This window comes from Bacteroides sp. AF39-11AC, from assembly GCF_003474285.1.
Taxonomy (GTDB): Bacteria; Bacteroidota; Bacteroidia; order Bacteroidales; family Bacteroidaceae; genus Bacteroides.
The window spans coordinates 47,367-70,099 of record NZ_QROH01000011.1 but is presented as its reverse complement, the minus strand read 5'-3'; the positions used below and the strand labels follow the sequence as shown (position 1 = coordinate 70,099).

The 22,733-nt window shown below is 42.7% G+C and carries 14 protein-coding genes; 2 read left to right on the top strand and 12 right to left on the bottom strand.

Going from position 1 to position 22,733, the window contains the following annotated elements; translation table 11 throughout:
• Window positions 1-120: 120 nt before the first annotated feature.
• Genes DW036_RS21865 through DW036_RS21850 form a run of 4 tightly spaced genes read right to left on the bottom strand, consistent with a single transcriptional unit; the run spans window position 121 to window position 4,910 of the window.
• A complete protein-coding gene (locus tag DW036_RS21865; protein WP_118466180.1) occupies window positions 121-2,205 on the bottom strand; it encodes a M3 family metallopeptidase in 2,085 nt (694 codons plus the stop codon).
• 34 nt (window positions 2,206-2,239) lie between these two features.
• Window positions 2,240-3,340 carry an endonuclease/exonuclease/phosphatase family protein gene (locus tag DW036_RS21860; protein ID WP_187374667.1) on the bottom strand — a complete coding sequence of 367 codons (1,101 nt, stop codon included), beginning with the start codon at window positions 3,338-3,340 and terminating at the stop codon, window positions 2,240-2,242.
• A gap of 15 nt (window positions 3,341-3,355) precedes the next feature.
• The gene (locus DW036_RS21855; RefSeq protein WP_118466178.1) at window positions 3,356-4,246 is read right to left on the bottom strand and encodes a rhomboid family intramembrane serine protease; all 891 of its coding nucleotides are present in this window, start codon (window positions 4,244-4,246) and stop codon (window positions 3,356-3,358) included.
• Window positions 4,227-4,910, bottom strand: coding sequence for a rhomboid family intramembrane serine protease (locus tag DW036_RS21850; RefSeq protein ID WP_187374666.1), 684 nt, complete (start codon window positions 4,908-4,910; stop codon window positions 4,227-4,229). Before DW036_RS21850 ends, DW036_RS21855 begins: the two co-directional genes overlap by 20 nt.
• A 292-nt stretch (window positions 4,911-5,202) precedes the next feature.
• Between DW036_RS21850 and DW036_RS21845 the strand changes: the two genes are divergently transcribed.
• Both DW036_RS21845 and argS read left to right on the top strand, forming a co-directional pair.
• Window positions 5,203-5,475: an HU family DNA-binding protein gene (locus tag DW036_RS21845; protein ID WP_007661934.1), complete on the top strand. Its 273-nt coding sequence runs from the start codon at window positions 5,203-5,205 to the stop codon at window positions 5,473-5,475.
• A gap of 125 nt (window positions 5,476-5,600) precedes the next feature.
• Window positions 5,601-7,418 (top strand): arginine--tRNA ligase, encoded by a 1,818-nt coding sequence (gene argS, locus DW036_RS21840; RefSeq protein ID WP_118466177.1) that lies wholly within the window; start codon window positions 5,601-5,603, stop codon window positions 7,416-7,418.
• A gap of 76 nt (window positions 7,419-7,494) precedes the next feature.
• Here argS and topA read toward each other — a convergent pair whose 3' ends face one another.
• The 8 genes from topA to DW036_RS26090 all read right to left on the bottom strand — a co-directional run bounded on the left by topA (window position 7,495) and on the right by DW036_RS26090 (window position 22,658).
• Window positions 7,495-9,852, bottom strand: a complete 2,358-nt coding sequence (topA, locus tag DW036_RS21835; protein WP_118466176.1) for a type I DNA topoisomerase — start codon at window positions 9,850-9,852, stop codon at window positions 7,495-7,497.
• A gap of 134 nt (window positions 9,853-9,986) precedes the next feature.
• Window positions 9,987-11,642, bottom strand: coding sequence for a TonB-dependent receptor (locus DW036_RS21830; protein WP_118466175.1), 1,656 nt, complete (start codon window positions 11,640-11,642; stop codon window positions 9,987-9,989).
• A 41-nt stretch (window positions 11,643-11,683) separates the two neighbouring features.
• On the bottom strand, window positions 11,684-14,716 hold the full coding sequence (locus DW036_RS21825) for a tetratricopeptide repeat protein (protein WP_118466174.1): 3,033 nt from the start codon (window positions 14,714-14,716) through the stop codon (window positions 11,684-11,686).
• Window positions 14,717-14,809: 93 nt separating this feature from the next.
• Window positions 14,810-15,337 carry an NUDIX domain-containing protein gene (locus tag DW036_RS21820; protein WP_118466173.1) on the bottom strand — a complete coding sequence of 176 codons (528 nt, stop codon included), beginning with the start codon at window positions 15,335-15,337 and terminating at the stop codon, window positions 14,810-14,812.
• Window positions 15,338-15,973: 636 nt separating this feature from the next.
• On the bottom strand, window positions 15,974-17,116 hold the full coding sequence (locus DW036_RS25815) for a hypothetical protein (RefSeq protein WP_187374660.1): 1,143 nt from the start codon (window positions 17,114-17,116) through the stop codon (window positions 15,974-15,976).
• 17 nt (window positions 17,117-17,133) lie between these two features.
• On the bottom strand, window positions 17,134-17,862 hold the full coding sequence (locus DW036_RS21810) for a hypothetical protein (RefSeq protein ID WP_118466172.1): 729 nt from the start codon (window positions 17,860-17,862) through the stop codon (window positions 17,134-17,136).
• On the bottom strand, window positions 17,859-18,737 hold the full coding sequence (locus DW036_RS26095; RefSeq protein WP_233560508.1) for an RHS repeat-associated core domain-containing protein: 879 nt from the start codon (window positions 18,735-18,737) through the stop codon (window positions 17,859-17,861). The genes DW036_RS21810 and DW036_RS26095 overlap by 4 nt, the downstream gene beginning before the upstream one ends.
• Entirely contained in the window at window positions 18,738-22,658 is a 3,921-nt protein-coding gene (locus DW036_RS26090) for a DUF6443 domain-containing protein (RefSeq protein WP_233560507.1), read from the bottom strand. It abuts the gene before it with no gap.
• Window positions 22,659-22,733 lie beyond the last annotated feature (75 nt).

Genomic DNA, 22,733 nt, shown 5'->3' with positions numbered 1-22,733 from the left:
TTAATTGATTTCTATAGTGTACAAGGCTGCAAATATAGTTTTTTTTTCACATTCGGAAGTAAAAGGAACTCAAATATTTGCATCTGGCAATGATTTTGCTGCCTTTGTATGGCACTAATTTTACTTCATTCCACGATTTTTTAACATTGGCTCCAGTTGAGGTTCAGCACCACGGAAATTCTTGTAAAGTGTCATCGGGTCTTCGCTATTACCTTTTTCAAGAACATTATACCGGAAAAGATCTGCTGTCTTTTTGTCGAAGATACCATGCTCTTTGAAAGCTTCGAAAGCATCATTATCCAATACGTTTGCCCATAAATAGCTGTAGTAGCCTGCAGCATAACCACCGATGATATGATTGAAGTAGGTGGTACGATAACGCGGGGCTATTTCAGGGATAAGATTCAATTGATCCATGGCTTCTTTCTCGTATGCCAATACATCCAGATTCTTGGTGTCAGTCAGGTTGTGCAGATTCATATCCAGAATGGCAGCAGCCAGTAATTCTGTGGTCATGAAGCCTTGATTGAAGGTTTTCTGATTCAGAATTTTTTCGATAAGGCTGTCGGGAATGGTCTCTCCTGTCTGATAATGCTTAGCATACATTTTCAGTACTTCCGGTTCAGTAGCCCAATGTTCATTTATCTGGGAGGGCAATTCAACAAAGTCACGCACAACATTTGTTCCGGAAATACCTTTATAGTTACATTTAGTCAGTAATCCGTGCAGAGCGTGCCCAAATTCATGGAACAGAGTTTCTACCTCGTCAATTGTCAGCAATGACGGAGTGTCGCCTACAGGTTTGGTGAAACTGCATACGTTGCATACCAACGGACGAATATCGCCTTGTTGTTCACGATAATTGCTCATCCATGCACCACCGCTCTTGCCTGGACGCGGGAAATAGTCTACATAGAAGATACCCATATGAGAGCCATCTGCATCTTTTACTTCGAACACTTCTACATCAGGATGATATACAGGAATACCATTCAGCTTCGTTAATGTAATGCCATAGAGCTTGTTGGCAACTGCAAAAGCTCCTTCACGTACGTTTTCCAGTTTAAAGTAAGGCTTGATTTCATCTTCTTCAAGATTGTACTTCTCTTTGCGAAGCTTTTCAGTATAATACCACCAGTCCCATGCTTCCAGTTTTTCTCCTTTGCCTTCTTTATCCATGATCTTTTGCAATTCAGCAGCTTCGGCTTTTGCTTTTGGCAAAGAGTAGCTCCACAGGTTATTCAGGAAATCCATTACAGTAGCGGAATTTTTAGCCATTGTGTTATCCAGAACAAAATTGGAATAACAGTCAAAACCCAGTAATTGTGCTTTCTCAAGACGCAGGCTGACAATATCTGTAATGATTTTCTTGTTATCGTTCTTGTCATTGTTGTTGCCGCGATTGATATAAGCCTTGTATATCTGTTCACGTAACGGGCGGTTGTCTGAGTATTGCAGAAACGGAAGTCGGCTGGCATTCCCCAAAGTGAACAACCATTTTCCTTCCTGACCGTCTGCTTTTGCTTCTTCTGCTGCGCTTTGACGGAACCATTCGGGCAGTCCGGCAAGATCTTCTTCTTTGTCGATGTATAGTTTGAAAGCGTTGTTTTCATTCAGAATATTATCGCTGAATGTAAGACCTAATGTGGACAACTGTTTGTTGATTTCACGCAGACGTGCCTGCTTTTCCGGAGAAAGGTTTGCACCGGAACGAACAAAGTCTTTATAAGTCTCTTCCAACAGGCGCTCTTGTTCAGTGGTCAGTTTCAAAGATTCTTTTTGTTGGTATACGGCATTTACTTTTTTAAAGAGTTCCTGATTCAGTGAAATATTATCGCTGTGTTCTGATAATGTAGGAGCTATTTTAATGGACAGTTCATTCAGTCCGGGTGTCTTTTCGGCATCCGTCATATTATAGAAAATTGCACTAACCCGGTCCAGTATCGGAGCGCTATTGTCGAGAGCAACGATTACATTTTCAAAAGTAGGTGCTTCAGAATTAGTCACTATTGCATCGATATTCGCGTTTTGTTCTTCGATCCCTTTCAAAAAGGCGAGTTCGTAATGTTCCAGTTTAATTTTATCGAAGGGCGGTACGCCATGTTCGGTTTGGAACTCAGACAGAAACGGATTCGTTTCCGTTTGTGTGGTACAGGAGTACATCATACAACTTGTAGCTAAAATAAAAATACACTTCTTAAACATAGTTTTAAGTATTAGATATTAATCTTTTTTTTCTTTATTCTTTTTTCTTCAGATAACACCAGATTGGATAATGATCAGACTCTTTTATAGATCGGTCTACCGTACAGTTATAAGGCTTTAGGTTTTTACTTGCCAGGATATTGTCAATCCGGAAGTAGAATTTGTTTTGATTGTAAGAGACACCCAGTCCGCGACCCGATTGGGTGAAAGTGTCATTTAGCCCTTGACCGATAACTCTGTGGGCATAGGAAATGGGCGTATCGTTAAAGTCACCGCATACGATGATGTAAGGATGCTGTGACGATGCAATTTCTTGTGCGATGCTGTCGGCTTGCGAACCACGAATGGCAGAAGCTTCTGCCAGTTTGCGGATAAGCAGGCGGGCACCACTTTTCACCTTTTTTGTTTCGGGGGATTTGAGCATACTTTCATAGACAACTTTATCTTCTTTCGTCAGTTTATTAGATTCCAGATGGTTGTTGATAAGCATTACGGTATCTTCCCCTATTTTTAGCTCATAAACCGCAGAGCCATTGTATTCGCTGGCATAATCCAATCTGCGGGATGAAAGTATGGGATATTTGGAATAACAGGCTATCCGGTTGGTATGCCCTTTTCCGCTTCCTACAGTTTGAATCTTATGATAGGGATAATCTTTCAGGGCTTTCTCTACATCTTTCTGGCTGAGATAATGAGAAGATTCAATGGTCTGGTACTCCTGCAAGCATAGGATGTCTGCTCCACTGTTCTTCAGATAATTTAAAATAGGGTTCTCGCCGTCTTTCTTAACGGCTCCATCGAATCCCATTATATTGTATGATAAAACTTTGAAACTGTTCTCCGGTAGCTTGTCCGTATGGAAATTGATAGGAAAATAGGTCCGTATCTGCGGATAGCATAGAAGAAGACTAACCAATGTGACTAATGCAAACTTATAATTCTGGATAATAAGCCAAAAGACCAGAAAACAAATATTAATCACCAGAAAGATAGGAAATGCCAGTCCGAAACAGGACTCCACGGGATGTGCGGCCGGCTTAATATACGGGCTGTAAGCGGTAAGAAGCAACAAACCTATGAAGAAGATGTTGACCGCTAAGATCAGATAAGCGACGAATCTGCCAATATGCCTTATTCCCATATTTCTATATTATCGTTTGCTCGCATCGAAAAGACTTTTCTTTTCTTCCGTAGTCAGGCTTTCGTATCCCGATTTTTTTAGTTTATCGAGGATGCGATCTATTTCTTCTGACTGAACTTTCTTGCGGGCGTTGTAGTCGTAGTCTTTCTGACGACTGTTGCCATAATGCACTTTCATTTTGGGTTTGCGAGGCTTGAAACTGAATACTGAAACGATAGCATCCAGAATCTTATTAATCCAGGATGTAATGTCTCTGCCTTTACTCAGTCCGGCTGCAAACCAGACTCCTGCTAATGCGCCACCCAAATGGGCGATATGTCCACCTGCATTGCTGGATGTGATGAACAGTAAATCAGTACCGATAACAATCAGTGCCAGATATTTCAGTCGTATTGTGCCAAATAGGAATAATCGTATCGGATAGTTCGGTTCACGATATGCGGTCGCAGCTACAATAGCAAGCACAGAAGCAGATGCTCCCAGCATAAATGAGTAGTCAACCATCGGACGGAAATAAGGAAAAACGTTATATGCTACCATGTACAGCAATCCGCCGCAAATACCGCCCAATATATAAACTCCCCGCAAATGCTTTGCAGAGAAGAACATCAGGAACAATGCGCCAAACCAATATAGCCATAGCATGTTGAACAGAATATGCAGAAAACCTGCATGCATAAACATGTATGTGAACAGTGACCAAGGCTGTATGATGAATTGGGTAAATGAAGCAGGAAGCTCCAACCATTCAAATGCCCCTCCAAGACTACGGTTGAATAGCTGCAAAATAACTTCCGTCAGCGTAGTGACCACGAAGACGGCTACGTTGATATAAATCAGTTGGATATAAATATTCCCTCTCCGAAAAGCTTCTTTAAGATCAGTTGTAATAGTACCCATTTCCTTTGTCTTTTTTTCTCCAGTACATGATCAGTATAAAACCGAATATCATACCACCCAAGTGTGCAAAGTGAGCTACGTTGTCACCCGGATTGTTGGCAAATCCTGCATACAGTTCAATCAATGCGTATCCGATAACGAAATACTTGGCCTTGATCGGGAATGGCAGCGGGAAGATAAATAACGGCTGGTTGGGGAACAACATTCCGAATCCCAGCAGGATGGCATATATAGCTCCCGACGCTCCCACGGTAGTCATCATGTTGAGATACTCTCCCATCGGAATGACAGAATAGCCCGTGTTGACGCTGGTGTATGCAGAAAGCACCATTTCGTAATGTACATATTGAACGATTTCCTGTATAAATCCTGCACCGATGCCACATACCAGGTAGTAAAACAGAAAACGTTTCGGCCCCCACACTTGTTCGAGAATACGACCAAACATCCACAATGCGAACATGTTAAAAAATAGATGTGTGAATCCACCATGCATAAACATGTATGTGATAAGCTGTGCTATATTAAAGTTGTCAGCAAGAAAAAAGTGAAGTCCTAGATAACGGGTTAAATCCAGGCCGTAACTTTGAGCAACAATGGTCGCAAGAAAGACCAGTACATTGATGATTAATAGGTTTTTAGTAACTGTTGGTATGGCATTCATAATCTGTTTTTTCATTCATTGAGTTGCAAAAATAGTGCAAACCGAAAACAGAAGCAAGCTCGCTTGATTATGTTGAGGTGCAGCCTATTTTCGCTTTATTCGGCAAAAATACGAATAAATTCTGTTCTATAACAGAAAAACGACTTTCTATTCCTTTTTTTTCGCCAAAATCCAATCTTTTTTTAATGTTTTTATTTGATATTCAGAAATATTGCTCTATTTTTGTAGAGCTTTGTGAAATTCTATTGCAGATATTTTTTGTGTAACATATTAATTATTAAATTTTAAATTTATGAACAAGTCAGAACTTATCAGCGCTATGGCAGCAGAGTCCGGTTTGACAAAAGCGGATTCTAAGAAAGCATTGGATGCTTTCATGGCATCAATCACAAAGGCTCTAAAGGCTGGTGATAAAGTATCATTGGTTGGCTTCGGTACGTTTGCTGTGTCAGAAAGAGCAGCACGTCTGGGCATTAATCCTTCTACTAAACAGAGCATTACGATTCCTGCAAAGAAAGTTGCTAAGTTTAAACCTGGTATGGAGTTGACTTTGGCCATCGGATAAAGACGGCTACGAATAAAGAATAGGAAAGGAGATGCAGGAGCACCTCCTTTTTTATTATCCCTACAAACGGAGCACTTAATTCGCCAAAATATAGTATCTTTGCACTCGGAAAATACTTTTAAATCATGAATATAGAAGATAAACTGGTAACGTCCGTAATCAATGGACTGAAAGCACTGTACGGACAGGATGTGCCTGCCGCACAGGTGCAACTGCAAAAAACCAAGAAAGAATTTGAGGGACACCTCACGCTGGTCGTTTTTCCTTTCCTACGCATGTCAAAGAAGGGACCGGAGCAGACAGCACAAGAGATTGGTGAATACCTGAAAGTTAATGAACCCTCCGTTGCTGCGTTCAATGTCATCAAAGGTTTCCTGAACCTGACCATTGCTTCTTCTGCCTGGATTGAGTTACTGAACAGCATTCATGCCGATAAACAGTACGGTATTACTGCTGCCACGGATCATTCTCCGCTGGTTATGATAGAATATTCCTCACCCAATACCAACAAACCACTTCACTTAGGTCATGTACGCAATAACCTTTTGGGTAATGCCTTGGCTAACATCGTTATGGCGAACGGTAACAAAGTGGTAAAGACGAATATCGTGAACGACCGCGGTATTCATATCTGCAAATCCATGTTGGCATGGTCCAAATATGGAAATGGTGAAACTCCTGAATCATCCGGTAAAAAGGGCGATCATTTGGTAGGTGACTATTATGTAGCTTTCGATAAACACTATAAAGCTGAAGTGAAAGAGCTGATGGCTAAATTCCAGGCTGAAGGTGCGACGGAAGAAGAAGCTAAAGCGAAAGCAGAAGCTGCCTCTCCATTGATGAACGAAGCCCGTGAAATGCTGGTAAAATGGGAGGCCGGTGATCCGGAAGTACGTGCACTTTGGACAAAAATGAATAATTGGGTGTACGAAGGTTTTGATGAAACTTATCGTAAGATGGGTGTGGGTTTTGACAAGATATATTATGAGTCAAATACCTATCTTGAAGGTAAAGAGAAAGTTATGGAAGGTCTTGAAAAAGGTTTCTTCTATAAGAAAGAAGATGGCTCTGTATGGGCTGACCTTACTCCGGAAGGCTTGGATCACAAATTGTTGCTCCGTGCCGATGGAACTTCAGTTTATATGACTCAAGATATCGGTACAGCAAAATTGCGTTTTGCAGATTATCCTATTGACAAAATGATTTATGTTGTAGGTAATGAACAGAACTACCATTTCCAAGTGCTTTCTATCTTGCTTGATAAACTCGGTTTCGAATGGGGAAAGGGGCTCGTGCATTTCTCTTATGGTATGGTCGAGTTACCTGAGGGTAAGATGAAGAGTCGTGAAGGTACAGTAGTAGATGCCGATGACTTGATTGAGGAAATGGTGAATACTGCTAAGGAAACTTCAAATGAACTGGGAAAACTGGATGGTTTGACTCAGGAAGAGGCTGATAATATCGCCCGAATTGTAGGATTGGGTGCTTTGAAATACTTTATTCTCAAAGTGGATGCCCGTAAGAATATGACGTTCAATCCGAAAGAGTCAATTGACTTTAATGGGAATACAGGACCGTTCATTCAATATACGTATGCGCGTATTCAATCTGTATTGCGTAAGGCAGCTGAAGCCGGTATCGCAGTTCCGGCTGAAATTCCTGTAGGTATCGAGTTGAGTGAGAAAGAGGAAGGGCTTATCCAAATGGTGGCTGATTTCGCAGCTGTTGTGAAGCAGGCAGGCTCAGATTACAGTCCGTCTATCATTGCCAACTATACTTATGACTTGGTGAAAGAATACAATCAGTTCTATCACGATTTCAGCATCCTGCGTGAAGAGAATGAAGCGGTGAAAGTGTTCCGCCTTGCCTTGTCGGAGAATGTGGCTAAAGTTGTTCGTCTCGGCATGGGATTGCTGGGCATCGAAGTACCGGACAGAATGTAATTGCAAAAGTATTATAAACAATCAGCCCCGGAATGAGAGAATCATTTCGGGGCTGATTGTTTTATGATGAATCGCTTTATGCTTTCTTCTTGGCATATTTTCCACGCTTCGGTTTTGCCGGAGCCGATGCAGCTTTTTCACTTTGCAGTTTGACGATTTCCAAGCAGGCATCCAGACTTAAATCTTCCGGAACGATATCTTTTGGGATCTTATAATTGCTGCCTTTATAAGCGATATAAGGACCATATCTTCCATTCATAATTTCCAATTCCGGTTCTTCTTCGAATTTTTTAAGATGCTTCTTGGCTTCCGCTTCCGCTTTTTCCTTGATCAGTTCCAGAGCCTCTTCCAATTCTATTTCCATAGGATCTGCTCCTTTGGGAAGTGAGGTATAGGTTCCGCTATAATAAATATACGGACCGAAACGTCCGGCATTGACGCTGACAGTTTTACCCTCATGTTCTCCAAGGGTACGTGGCAACTTGAACAGTTCCATAGCCTCTTCCAGGGTAATAGTCTCGATAGACATGCCTTTCTTCAGAGGAGAAAAACGAGGTTTCTCTTCATCTTCCGCACTTCCTATCTGTACTACCGGACCGAAACGTCCAATCTTGACTGAAACAGGTTTGCCACTGACGGGATCGTCTCCCAATAAGCGTTCTCCGGTCTTATGTGCATTCTTGGCAGCGAGGGTACTTTCAACAGATGGATGGAACGTTTTATAGAACGTCTTCATGATAGTCGTCCATTTTGTATCGCCTTCTGCTATCTCGTCGAATTGTTTTTCTACGCTTGCCGTGAAGTTGTAGTCCATGATGCTGGGGAAGTATTGCATCAGGAAGTCGGTTACAACTGTGCCGGTATCTGTAGGTAACAGTTTGGCTTTCTCAGCTCCGGTAATCTCAGTGCGTGTATCATCTGCAATCTTATCTTTCTTCAAAGTGATTACATTATATAAACGCTCTTCGCCGGTCTTATCTCCCTTCTCTACATACTCACGCTGCTGTACAGTAGAAATAGTAGGTGCATAAGTTGAAGGACGGCCGATACCCAACTCTTCCAGTTTGCGTACCAGGCTTGCTTCTGTATAACGGGGTGGGTGTTGCGTGAAACGTTCCGTAGCAGTTATATTCTGGTACTGTAGTTTCTGTCCCTTCTTCAAAGGAGGTAGCAGATGGCTTTCATCTTCCTGCTCCACATCATCATCATAAGATTCTCTGTATACGCGCAGGAAACCGTCGAATTTAACCACTTCTCCGGTTGCATTGAATGTATCAGATGCATTGCTGATGCTGATGGTTGCTGTTGTCTTTTCCAGTTCGGCATCTGCCATCTGGGAAGCTATAGTACGTTTCCAGATCAGGTCATACAGTTTCTTCTCCTGTGCACTACCTTCTATTTGCGCCTGTTCCATATATGTAGGACGGATAGCCTCGTGCGCTTCCTGTGCCCCTTTGGTCTTGGTACTGAAGTGACGTGGATGCACATATTTATCCCCCATCATGTTAGCGATGGCTTCTTTACTGCCGTTGATTGCGTATTCCGATAAGTTTACCGAGTCGGTACGCATATAAGTGATACGTCCGGATTCATACAGTCTCTGAGCCACCATCATGGTTTGAGCAACCGTGAAACCGAGCTTACGTGCAGCTTCCTGTTGCAGGGTAGAAGTGGTGAACGGTGCGGCCGGGCTTTTCTTTACCGGACGAGTCGTAATATCTTCAATGGTAAACATTGCTGCCTGGCAATGCTCCAATAGTTTCTGAGCTTCTGCTTTAGTCTTGAGGCGGCGTGCAAGTTCTGCTTTCATCTCTACAAGTTTGCCGTCGGTGTCGGGAACCAGGAAAATGGCAGTGACTTTATAAGATGCTTCACTTTGGAAAGCATGTATTTCACGTTCGCGCTCTACGATGAGACGTACGGCTACTGATTGTACACGTCCGGCAGAAAGTGCAGGTTTTACTTTCTTCCACAATACAGGCGATAATTCAAAACCCACGATACGGTCGAGGATACGGCGAGCCTGCTGTGCATTGACAAGATTGATGTCAATGTTTCGAGGTTGCTCAATAGCCTTTAATATAGCGGTTTTGGTAATTTCATGGAATACGATGCGTTTGGTATGTTCCGGATCGAGTTTTAATACCTCATACAAGTGCCACGCGATGGCTTCTCCCTCGCGGTCCTCATCGGAAGCCAACCATACGGTATCTGCTTCTTTCGCTTCAGATTTCAGTGTCTTTACCAGCGCTTTTTTATCTTCCGGGATTTCATAGTCCGGTTCAAAGTTCTTTTCAACGTCAATACTGAATTCTTTTTTCTTCAAATCGCGTATATGACCATAGCTGGAAAGAACCTTATAATCTTTTCCCAGGAACTTCTCAATTGTTTTTGCTTTTGCCGGTGACTCGACAATGACAAGGTTTTTTGGCATAAATTTCTGTTTTATAGTGACTCCTGTCACTGAATTCGCCCGCAAAAGTAGAAAAAAACAATTGTTTCCACCTTATAATATGTAGAGAATATATTCTTTTTTAGTAAAAATGACTTTTTTTGCCTCGTTGTTTGTTAAAAACGGAAACTTACACCACCTGCGAAATTGAGACCTTCTGTAGGATATCCCCAATAATATTGATAGTCTTTGTTCAATAAATTGTTTACTCGGGCGTAAATAGAGATGCCTTTGAAGACTTCGTAGCTGCCACCGAGGTAAAGATTAGCAACGGGATCAACTCGTTCGTTTCCTATTTTTTCACGAGTGATGTGCTGGTATCCGAAGCTGATCAGGACTGAGGAGATCGGTCGGATATCTGCGTGAATGTTTGCTTCGAAAGAGGGCATATAGGCAAGTAGCCAATCTCCGTTATCCTCTTCTACCTTTGCAACTTTCCAGTCACGGTAGACACCTGAGGCGGAAAAAGAGATAATGTCTTTATAGCTGTAGCTGACCTCAATGCCTGCATAGATGTTATGCATGTTTCTTTGGAACAGTTGGAGATATGATTGGTTGTTGGTATCTACAATGTAGCTTGAAACTCCGACAGAGGCAAGGTTATTCTTTAAATCCTGGTATCCACCATAGAGGTTGAACCATAAACCTGTTACAGGACTGGTCTTGAATCCGAGTGCGGCATTCAGTTGCTCGTAAGTGGCATCCAGCTGCATTTCACTCTGTCCGTAAGGCGAAACGGTTTCCAGTCTGCGGAAGTCATTAGTTCGGCGTCCACCTGTAGCTTGGGCATAAAGAATGTAACTGTCAGAGAAGATATATTGGGCAGTGACGTCCGGTGATACCCGGAACTTCTTACCAAATCCGAAAGCAAAATCCACATGGGCGCCAAGCCGGATTTTCCAGTCATCATTCTGATACAAGTAGTAAGGATTGAGTTCTACAGATGTATAATCATCAAAAAGATTGTTCTTATAAAATACATTGTCCATTGCCAGGTCCACTCCTACAGATTGTTCTTCGGAGATAGAACCCATTGCACCTGCTTTGGTCCGTACCATCGCTTCCTGTGCATCTTTCTGAGACAGGTCATACTGGCGTTCATAGAACATCAGGTTCGTTTCGGCATGAAACTGAAAAGGCAAGTCTTCGCTTGTCGATTTGACTCCGAAATGTACATCGCCCGACAGGAATTTCTGTTTGTTGTTTATACTATAGGGTATAAAGTTGAAATTGCTCAGCCCAAAGTTGCCGGCTACATTTAAGTCCACTTTCCGGAAAGCATGTACATAGTCCATGCCAACGTGTGTACGGTAGTAATGTGCATCCCATTTCTCTGCAAAATCGGGTACTTTTAATTTGCCGTCCATGCCGTTCATATGGAAGTTCAGATTTAGCTTATCACTATTGGGAAGGATAAATAAGTAATTGGCGCGTGCGTCCAGATTCCCATAATTCCCATATCCCAGGCGCGCGTATCCACGTTGTGCTTTGTCCTGGCTTTCTGCTCCGGTATAAGCTTGCATGGTACTTGCGGGGATATTTCCTTCCGGTACCAACGTAGCGTCATATTCCACTGCTTTTTTGCTGACAGTTGGCGGTGCTACTTGTGGCAATACATTTACCTTGGAAGCATCCATGATGTCCGGATTATATTCTTGTTCTACCACGACCGTGCGGCTCAGGGTAGTGTCTTTAGCTTGCGTTTGGGCCTGTGCCCAGTTCGGGAAGGCTATTAGTGCCAATGCTCCGAATATATATTGGGATTTTTTCATATCGCTATTCTACTTTACTACTTACTACTTTACTACTCTTCTTATTTCAGTTTTTCCAGTCTCTCATTAATCATTTGTTCAATGTCATCGTCAGCATGGTAATTCTGCTGCAGGCTCAATAAATATTGGCGTGCATCCAGTTTCTTATCCATGGCTACATATACATCAGACAGCAGAATAAAGCTGCGTGCCAGCCAGTAAGCGTGTGGTGTACTTTGCTCGATGAAATTAAGTATTTCTTTCTCGGCGGCAGCATACTCATGAGCTTTATACAGTTGCAGGGAAACCAAGTATTTAGCTTCGGCTCCATAGAGAGTACGTGTATCCTTAGCCAATGCCTGAAGATCGTTCATCGCTTTCTTGTCGGCCTGTTGGTTCAAGTAAGCTTTGGCACGGAAATATAGGGCTTCGTTGCGCAGTTCCGGTGTCAGCTTAGCCTCGGCAAGCATGTCCGTAGCGGCAGCGATTGTTTCTACATCATCCTGCATCATGGCTGCACTGCGTAGCATACCGGTTGCTGCAAGCTGGCGACGTTCGGTGGTGGTAGCTTTAGCCTTCAACTGCTTGTAGTCGGTAAGTGCCTGGTCGAAATGTTTACGGTTGAATAGTATTTCAGCCCGTGCGATAAGTGCTTCCTGTGAGTAAGGAGTGTCTGGATATTCCAGCAGCTTACCGGCGTGTTCCAGTACTGCTTCTTCGTCTTTCTGCTCTTTGCCGATGACGCACAAGTAATAGTGCGCATTCAGGCTGAATGCACCGTTGGGATAACTTTGCAGATAGCGTGTAAAGCTTGACTTGGCTGGTGCAATCTCTCCTTTCATGTATACCTTTTCAGCAGCGATGTAAGTCAGTGAGTCTTGTTCGCTGGCGTCGAAACGAATTTCCCCCGGCACTTTAGCCGCTAACTCGGCAAATTCATCTACGCGGTTGGCGTCCACATAAATGGATTTCAGGTCTCGCATGGCAAGACGTGCTTCCTCGCTACCCGGATATTGTGTTACAACATGTTTGTATGCTTCTATCGCACGATCATAGTCATCGTTCTGATAGTACAGCAAGCCAATCTCAGCGGCAGCTTTACGGCTGACCGGACTTTCCGGATATTTATCCAGTAACTCTTTGAAGGCTGCGATGGCCTGGCGGCTATTGTTGGTCTGTACATACGAACGTCCTTTTTCATAAAGGGCATTTATGGCGTAAGGTGAACTCGGATATTTGCTGGACAGACGGTTGAGTAATGCCACTTTGCCGTCATAATCCTTTTGTAGACCGGCTACTAAAGCCAACTGATAGAATGAGTAGTCTCCTGCGGGAGTTCCCATATTCTCAGCTTTATTATAGTATTGTTTGGCTTCATCGAAACGGCGAACATGCAGGTGGCAGTCGCCTATACGGTTATAGGCGTCGGCAAGCGCGGTGGCATTTTCTCCTTTTTCCAGTTGTGTAAACTTCAGGAAGCGGTTTTGTGCAAGCGTATAATCTTTTTCGTGGAAAGCAATATAAGCCAGATTATAATATGCCAATGCATAAGTCTCCGTATTCCTGTCCGGTGTCAGATTCAGATATTCATTAAAGTTACGGGCAGCTTCCTGCATCCGGTTCAAGCGATAATAAGATTCGCCTCTCCAATAGATGGCATCCGCTTTGGTTTGCAGGTTGTATTGCCCCAAAGCAATAGACTGGTTGAAATAACCGATAGCTTCCTGGAATTGTGTATTTGCAAAAGACTGGGTGCCGAGGTGGAACAGGATTTTCTGTTTAGCCTCCAGAATGGCAGCACCCGGATGAGTGATACGCTCGATGGATTTCAGGGCAGCTTCATAACTGCGGGTATTCATATACACCTCTACCAGATAGCTGCTGACTTTATCTACATACTGAGAATTGGGGAATTCATTGAGGAACTTCTCGAAAACGGTGACAGATTCACCGAAAGCGGAATAAGAAGTTTCGTGAATACAGAGGGCATAGTTGTATGCGGCCTGCTCCTTGATCTGCATGTTTGCATTAGAGGCGGAAGCCTGTTCAAATGCCATACGCGCTTTGTTCTTGTCTCCCATTTGCAGGTACGACAAGCCCATGTGCAGATAGGCATTCTGTGAAAGCGCATCATTTCCAGTAGCTACTTCTCCGAGGGTGTTGGCTGCTTTGGTATATACGCCGGAGTGATAATATGAAAGTCCCAGCATGTAGAGCGCATCCCGGCGGGGAGCTTCCTCTTGGTTGTTTGCCAGGTACTTTTCAAATGCTCCCATTGCTTCGTGGTATTTCCCGAAGTGGTAGTCCGCATCACCCAGAACACGATATATTTCTGCGGTATATTCATTGTTGGGGTAGGTGGACAGGTAATTCTGTGCAACGATTTCCGCCTTATCATAATTCTTCTTTATCAGATAAATTTCTGCTATATAATAGGGTGCCAATGCTTTATACTTTTCATTATCCTGCAAAGACAGGAAACCGGTCAGGGCGTCATCGTAGCGCTGCTGGGTGTAGCGGATGTATGAAAGGTAATAAGTGCAATCCGCAACATATTTCTTGCTGGTGCTACGAAGTGTCTCGAACCAGATGGCGGCTTCTTTCACATTTCCTGTTTTCAGGTAGCAGGTGGCGAGGCGATAGGTCATGTCATCCCGTTCTTCATTTCCAAGCAGGTCGAGGCGGGAAGCATTGAACATAGCCATAGCCGCATCATAGTTTCCTTCGAAGAAGTATACGGAAGCCATGAGTGCATAAATGCGATTGGCGTATGGAGTATCGGGATACTCATCCAGATAGGCACGCAATTTATCTATACTTTTCGTATCTTTCAGTTCATAAGCGGCGCATACCAGCATATATTCGGCTTCCATCCGTTCGCCTTCGGCAGGCAACGGTTTGCCTTCAGCGTCTACCTGGCGCACAAAAGCCTGAAGTGGCGGGATGGCGGCAGCGTAAGCTTTTTGTTGGAACAATGATTGTCCTTCCTGATAAAGTCGTTGGGGGGAAGTGATTTTCTCGCTGGTCTGTGCCGTAGCGAGCAGGGGTGCACAGCAGAGGGCCGTGCACAGTATTCGGGAGAGTTTATTCTTCATAATACAACGCGTTTTTACAAAAGTACGGGTTTTAAGTCGAATTTGTTACACTTATTTGGCTTTTTTAGGATATAGAGTTGTGAACGTGAATCATTATTGGGCCATTTCCTTCAGAAATATTCCTAATCCTTTCCGGATAGATCCCAGTCCGAAATCTTCTGTGCGTATATCTTTCAGTGGAATGAAGAACAGGTCTGCAGCGTCATCCATTGCTTTGTAATGCAGCGTATCAGCTACTGTGCAACGGAAAAACAGATCCAGCGTGTGGACAGGAAAACCGGAATATACATATATGTTAGGCAAGGAAAACAGATATTCCGCCTTATTCACTTCCATGCCTGTTTCTTCTTTCACCTCACGGCGCACTCCTTCTTCTCCGGTTTCAGCCATGTCGATAAAGCCGCCCGGCAAATCCAATGTCCCTTTGGCCGGGTCTTTGGCGCGGCGGCATACCAATAGCTCATTTTGTTCATTCATAATCAAGGCTACGGTGGCGGCGGAGGGGTTGAAGTAATATACAAATCTGCAGTCGGTACAGCGTTTTGATTTTTCGTTGTTGATTTCAAAGTGTATGGAGCCACACTTGGGGCAGTACTTGAATTGGGAAAGAGGATGTTCCATGAGATTTTATGAGTTTATTAAACCTTTTTATTTTCTACCTAATAACAAAAGAACTTGCCTTCCGGTTTTTGAAATGTCTGTTGTCTGAGTTTTTTTTAGTCCCATCATTTCAAAAAGCTCTGTTCGCGGAATTCTCTTTTATAAAAGTGTTAGCATTTCTTTCGCTCTATTGTATATTTCTGCAAATGTACTGAATGTTGTCGGTATAACAATAGGACAGATCAGACTTTTGTAACATAATTAAATAGTTCGCGGTCTCCTTAGATAATTTTTCAGTTGAATGTTTTCCAATGCTGCGGTTCAATGCCCGTGATGCCACACTTCGCGGGTGCCGATGCCGCACTTGGACGAGCGTGAAGTGTGGCGTTTGCCTCGCTTAGGTGTGGCATTTGCCTTGCTCAGGTGTGGCATTTGTTCTGCTTAGCTGTGGCGTTTTGCGCAGCTTGTACTTCTCCTTCGTCACCGTTCTTTTCAACGACGGAGTCGTTGTTTCTATTCTACTCTTATCTACTCTACTCTTCTCTTACGCGCGCGAGGGACGGTTTTCTGTGCTAATTGCTGATACTCCGATTGTTACTATTGTTTTGCTCTTCTTTGTTTTTGCTGAGAGTTTCCAAGTTGTTTGGTAGTTCTCTATCAGTTTCTTGCGAATTGTCCGGCAAATCCGGTACAGTTTCCGTGCCATTTTTTGCGGATGAGTTGTAGTTCTATTGATGATATACAGCTACGTTCCGTTCCGAAAGGATAGTAATGATTCACCTGTTCTGTGTTCCATGACGTTCCGTTCAAACGTACCACCATCCGATTATTTCCCTGATGATCTTTCAGGTAATAGTAAAATGTTGGAGTTGTCCCGCTCAGAGTGACATATCCTTCTTCTGTGAGCACCTTGCTCAGACTTCCGTTTTCATAGATCACATTTCCGCAATAATCTACCGTATGGGTTTGTGAAACCTGATTTTCCGCCAGTTCTTTTATCTGCCCCATGGGGACAGATATATTGGCTATCGCCGTCTTGTGTACGACTTTCAGTTTCTTCCCGTCCGCACTATAGATATAATCCTTCCGGTGCCCATTGGTAAATTGCAGTGTTGCAGGCAAATTTAAAAGATTATATTGGATTTTACTAATTTTCTTATTATAATCCTGCTGCATATTTCCGTTGGAATCATAGATATATTCCGTTCCGCTTCCCTTGTTCTCGTCTACAAAGTTGAACGCACCGTTGTATAAAGGATCTGTTGCGGCATCGGTAACATTTTTCAGTTGGTTTCCATCGTAAGTCAGAGTCAGGTTATCAATCATCCCATAGGCGGAAGACGAACTCTTCCCATTACGTTTCAGTCCTAGAATATTCCCATTCCTGTCATATCCGGTAATGAGTTCGGAGAAGCGTTCTGAGTTAGCCGACAAATCATCCCCTTCGCCATAGCCGGCATTCGTCATGCGGTTCAGATGATCATAGGTGAATTTATATCCTCTTATGGCTTCGGCATCTGCTTTCCAGGTCATACTGCTGATATTACCGTTGTAGCATGGCGTGCTGTTTCCATCCGTATAGTATAACTTCTGAGTGAATTTCGGACTTTCTATCTTCTTCGTCCATCCACGTATGTTGTAGTCATACGTGAGGATATTGGCATTGGAACCGTGATGTGACTTGCTTTTCAATCTCCCAAGTTCGTCATAGGTGTTTGTTGCCAGTGTTATGGTATTGTTGCCTAACGTATAATTTACCGATGTGATGCGCTCGGCGTGGTCATAATTAAAACCGATCAACTTGATTAAAGTTGTTGTTATTGATAGTCAAGACTTGAAAAAATGATTCTTGTAATCTTATTATTACTACAAAATTTGTTACATAAGCTATCTAATGGTTGATAATAGGTCTTGTTTAGATTTTTTTTCTTGTCACAAAAATCACGAAGCCCTTTTCCAAGCTCATATTCTAGAAACAGAAATACAGGTATTGTATCTTTTCCATTCATATAATGGCGAAAAGGAATGCCGTTGATCCTTGTTTGCTGTTCTGTAAATTTGATTAAGTCATTCTGAAAATCAATGTCTTTTTCAGATGGAATAATAGCATGGCCTACTTCGTCGAAGAAACGAGGCTTGGAAAATTTACTATAAAATGCATAGTATTCCTGAACCGAATCTCCAATAAATAAATCTATTTCACAAGGTGAAAAGAGATACTTTTTAAAGTAAAATAACGTATCATTGTTTTGTAGTATCCCAAAATTGTCATTGTTTATTATTTGAATATTACGATTGTTTAGTCTAGGCAATATTTTTGATTGAATTGTTTTTTTTTCGGGAGAAGGGAAATAGTTGGTGTCTACTGTTAGACAATATTCCGTGAATTGGATTATTTCAGATACAGAGTTAGGATATTCATAATAATGGAGGTAATAATTTTCTATAATATCCCTAAAGGGATAATAATCATCTTCGACTGGGGCTTGTATGTTAACACACAACAATCCACATATTATAGCAATAATAATTGGTGTATTTTTCATTTTCTTTTTAGTATTAATGAATATTTCTGGTAAAAAGAATCAGCAGCTTTTTGTGTTGGAAATATGATTTGTGCGGAACGTTGAACAATATTTCCTGGTGTATTTTGCCTTTCAAAATATATAGGTATTCCATCTTTTAAGTTTCCAATGCCTCTATTCCCTTGTCCTCTTACTTGCCCTTTTGTAACATACCCAAATCCTCCAAACTTAGCTTTATTATCAACGCCTTTAGATACTTTAAAGTATGTCACAAGACCGCCTTCTGCCTGAAATGTAAAATAAGTATCCTCACTTAGATTTAAAGAACTGTTTTGTGGATATTCTCCTATGTTAAAGTCTGTTACATTCTCACCTCCTGATATTAGATTTCCATAATAATCATATTGTGGAGAAGCTTGGCTATAATTGATCAAGGCCTCATCTATTTTTTGCATGGTTTTACCCTCCTTTGAATCTATAGAATATTTATTACCAAATAAACTATAATAAGTATCGTCATCAGAATGAATATATCCAATATAAGTAGCATTTTTTCTTATTTTATCCAAGTCTTCTTGGGAACGAATATCTATATTCCATTCATAAATAGTCTTCCCGTCTTGATTATAAGAATACCAACTTCTTCCATCAGGATCAACATGCTTAAGAGGATTATTTGCACAGTACGCATATGGACTCCACTCATAATACTTTTCTGCCATTGGATCCATCACATGCCATCTCCCCAATGCCGCATCCATCATCCTCGCCCCATAATCATACCAATCCAGCCCATGCATCCTGTCCAACTCTTTCCCGTTATACTTATAGGACTGTTTCCCCGAAGTTTCAGTATTCACTTCAAATACTCCTCCGAAAGGATAGTAATGATTCACCTATTCTGTGTTCCACGACGCTCCGTTCAAACGTACCACCATCCGATTATTTCCCTGATGATCTTTCAGGTAATAGTAAAATGTTGGAGTTGTCCCGCTCAGAGTGACATATCCTTCTTCTGTGAGCACCTTGCTCAGACTTCCGTTTTCATAGATCACATTTCCGCAATAATCCACCGTATGGGTTTGTGAAACCTGATTTGCCGCCAGCTCTTTTATCTGCCCCATGGGGACAGATATGTTGGCTATCGCCGTCTTGTGTACGACTTTCAGTTTCTTCCCGTCCGCACTATAGGTATAATCCTTCCGGTTCCCATTGGTAAATTGCAGTGCTGCAGGCAAATTTAAAAGATTATATTGGATTTTACTAATTTTCTTGTTATAATCCTGCTGCATATTTCCGTTGGAATCATAGATATATTCCGTTCCGCTTCCCTTGCTTTCGTCTACAAAGTTGAACACACCGTTGTAGAGAGGATCTGTTGCGGCATCGGTAACGTTTTTCAGTTGGTTTCCATCGTAAGTCAGAGTCAGGTTATCAATCGCATCGTAGGCAGAAGACGAACCCTTCCCATTACGTTTTAGTCCTAGAATATTTCCATTCCTGTCATATCCGGTGATAATCTCAGAGAAGCGTTCTGAGTTAGCCGACAAATCATCCCCTTCGCCATATCCGGCATTCGTCATGCGGTTCAGATGATCATAGGTGAATTTATATCCTCTTATGGCTTCGGCATCTGCTTTCCAGGTCATACTGCTGATATTACCGTTGTAGCATGGCGTGCTGTTTCCATCCGTATAGTATAACTTCTGAGTGAATTTCGGACTTTCTATCTTCTTCGTCCATCCACGTATGTTGTAGTCATACGTGAGGATATTGGCATTGGAACCGTGATGTGACTTGCTTTTCAATCTCCCAAGTTCGTCATAGGTGTTTGTTGCCAGTGTTATGGTATTGTTGCCTAACGTATAATTTACCGATGTGATGCGCTCGGCGTGGTCATAATTATAAGTATAGTTCTCTTCTATTGTATTTTTATTGGCTTTACTCTCATTAGTGGTATGAACATGCTTCACAGTCTTGGGCTTTCCTGTAAAAGTATAAGTGTTCTCCACTGTTTCGTATCCATCCAAGTGATTGCTGGACAGGCTTTGAATAATCTGCCCTTTTATGTCATAGAAATTAACAGAATAAAGTTTGGTACTGCTTCCCGGTACCTTTGTGATGCTACCTGCCGGATATCCCTTGACGTAGTTTGGGTTTACAGTTGAGAAGGCAGTGGTGAACTTGCTGTTATTGAATCCGGGCAGTGTCTTGAATTCGTAGTCATCGTAGTAGTTTACTATGTGTACCTCAGGTGAGATTAGTGAGAAAGTGGAGCTGTATCCGCTGCCTTCCAAGCCTGTGTTGCTGTTGCTACGTTCACAATTGATGATGACTGAAGCTGCCGAGGCGGTATTGGTGTTTTTGCATACGCCTTGTACCGTCGGCCGTTGAAATTTGTCGTAAAGATAGAATGTCCATTCTCCGGCGGTACGCTGGTTTCCATCTTGTGAGAACATGAGACGTCTTGTCTTGTCGTATACGTAATAGACCGGTTCTGCTCCGGAAAGTTTCTTCTCTACGCATAAACGGCGGGCATCGTAACGATAATAGTAAGCGTACTTTTGCAGGATGTCGTTGTTTCGGATGCTCCACGTGCCACTGCTGCCAAGTGAGGCGGAAGCCATTGGCGGAAGCACCAGCAGAGGATTTCCGAGGGCGTCATGTATGGTATAAGTATCATGAAATTCTCCATTGTTGACTTGCCGTATCAAGACAGTGTTTCCCCTGAAGTCGGTGAATGTGTATTGTTTGTGGCCGTCTTCATCCGTTGTTAATATAACTTCCAGTTCTCCTGCCGGGTAAGTGCCGGTACAACGGAATTGCTCATTGTTTATAGCTTCATAATGATTACAGTTTAAGGCTGCTGTCTGTGGGCTGTTAGCCAGATATTCGTAAGTAATCGGGTGGGACCTGAAATCATTTCCGGGGGGAGCTTTTTTTAGCAACTGTTCTATAGGTGCTGCTTCATATGTACTTTCTGTGTAGGCGTATGAGTCGCCGTAATAATTGGCAGAGAGATTGGCATAGTTGGTGGCACGTCCGTTTGTTGCGGTTGGGATAGGTAACCAATTGCGTGTCTCGCATCCCAGGCAATCATATTCAAGAACATGGAGCAAGTTATTCTGGAAGGGGGTAATTTGTTTCTCCAATAGTTGTATAGGTTGTCCTAATCCGTCATAGTATTGGGTTTGTTCCAAGTAATTCACCGTTCCGTATAGATAGTTTCTTGTCGTAATACTATTCTCTGTCGCACCCTCTCCGCGCAGGGTGTAAGTGTATTCTGCAATGGTCTTTTGGGAGTGATCTGTTATTTTATTGAGTTTGCCTCCCAGATATTGATAATTTATTTCTTCTCCATTAGGTTCTGTCACTTTTGTACAGCCAATGAGTGGTTCATAGTCATAGCATGTGGTTAAGGAACCGGCGGGCTTTTTCCATACTTCGACAACTGGCAGCCCTCCGTAAATACCCTTGTCCGGAGTATCTATAGCGGATGGATTTACTGCCACTTGTACCCGTGTGTCCGAATAAGAAGCGCCTCGTACTACTGCAATAGGGTAATTCCAGGATAAATTCCAAATGTAGGCGGTGGGAGAAAGCCGGTTGAGGATTGTCTCCAGTGGATATTCTTTTTCATAGAGAGTGAAGACCTGTGAGGCTGTTTCCTGTCTGTTCCATGAAAGTACTTTGCGGGAAGGCCGTATATTTCCTCTCCCGAAATCAGCGTATTGCCAGTTCAGCAGGATTGTATCTTTGGTATTTATAACCCATTTTTCCATAACCGGAAGACTGATGTTTCCGTTATTGGCAATTCTTTGGAGGAAACCACCCGTTATATTGGATGAATAGCAATAATAATGTTCAAATGTTTGGTTTCCGCAAACTGTTTTAATGGATTGAAGTATGCCATGGTCGGCCAATTGTGTACTGTCTTCCGTAAAACCGGGGAGTATGATCCTTAACGGTGGGGGAAATACATTTGTCAGGCTGGAATACACTTGGGAACGGTTGTAGGTATATGAAGTTACTTCACGGTGTGAAACGGAATTAGGGTAATGTATGATGGTGATTGTTGTATCTTTGAATAAACGTCCGCAAGCGGTTTCTGTTTCAAAAAAATTAAAGTCGGATGTATTCTGAAAATCTTCTTTGCTTATTCCTGACGCGTCTATGGTACGCAGAATACTTTCTACATAGAATCCCGTTCGTACGACTCCTGTGCGGTCAAGAGAATATCTGTTGATTTCTTCTTCTACGGGTTCATAGCCTGAAGGTGTATATTTATAGATGGTACGGTGGATGAGTGGGGCCTTTTCCCAACAGGTTTCTTGAAAATAGCCGCCTACGAACTGCGGGCCATAAATGCGCTTGCATTCTTCGTAGGTTTCCGGACTTAAATTAGGATAATATATTTTGGTGCCCAAATAACGGGCATTGTCAGGGTCGAGCGATGGATTGGAAGATATACCTGCACCCTTGAAAGGATGCAGGCAATTGGATGTGTCATATTCATATACCGTTTTCATTTTTTGCGGGACACCACTCCCGGATACAGTTTCGGTCACTTTCCCATAATATATAATAGCGTTTTCGGCACGATAGCCCGGGATGCGGCAAGAAGTGGTACGGACACTTCCGGTGCTAATGCTGGTAGGAGATCCTATGTAAGAGGCACGGACCCCGGACAGGGAGATGAAGGCTGTTGTTCCGATATCGTCAAAGTTGATGGTACAGGCCTCATTCTCGTATGTGAATTCGGCTGTTTTGCTTTTTCCGGTCACCGGATCGGTCACGGATATACTTTGGATACGCAAACCTATGTTTACCGGAGAACGGAAAAGGTTACAGCGATTAGCCTCATATGTATATGTAGTGATGGCACCTGTTGG

Bases quoted from the DNA above. Each gene is read 5' to 3' on its own strand.
- DW036_RS21865 (WP_118466180.1), bottom strand. From the start codon at position 2,205: ATGTTTAAGAAGTGTATTTTTATTTTAGCTACAAGTTGTATGATGTAC.
- DW036_RS21855 (WP_118466178.1), bottom strand. From the start codon at position 4,246: ATGGGTACTATTACAACTGATCTTAAAGAAGCTTTTCGGAGAGGGAAT.
- DW036_RS21850 (WP_187374666.1), bottom strand. From the start codon at position 4,910: ATGAATGCCATACCAACAGTTACTAAAAACCTATTAATCATCAATGTA.
- DW036_RS21845 (WP_007661934.1), top strand. From the start codon at position 5,203: ATGAACAAGTCAGAACTTATCAGCGCTATGGCAGCAGAGTCCGGTTTG.
- argS (WP_118466177.1), top strand. From the start codon at position 5,601: ATGAATATAGAAGATAAACTGGTAACGTCCGTAATCAATGGACTGAAA.
- topA (WP_118466176.1), bottom strand. From the start codon at position 9,852: ATGCCAAAAAACCTTGTCATTGTCGAGTCACCGGCAAAAGCAAAAACA.
- DW036_RS21830 (WP_118466175.1), bottom strand. From the start codon at position 11,642: ATGAAAAAATCCCAATATATATTCGGAGCATTGGCACTAATAGCCTTC.
- DW036_RS21825 (WP_118466174.1), bottom strand. From the start codon at position 14,716: ATGAAGAATAAACTCTCCCGAATACTGTGCACGGCCCTCTGCTGTGCA.
- DW036_RS21820 (WP_118466173.1), bottom strand. From the start codon at position 15,337: ATGGAACATCCTCTTTCCCAATTCAAGTACTGCCCCAAGTGTGGCTCC.
- DW036_RS21810 (WP_118466172.1), bottom strand. From the start codon at position 17,862: ATGAAAAATACACCAATTATTATTGCTATAATATGTGGATTGTTGTGT.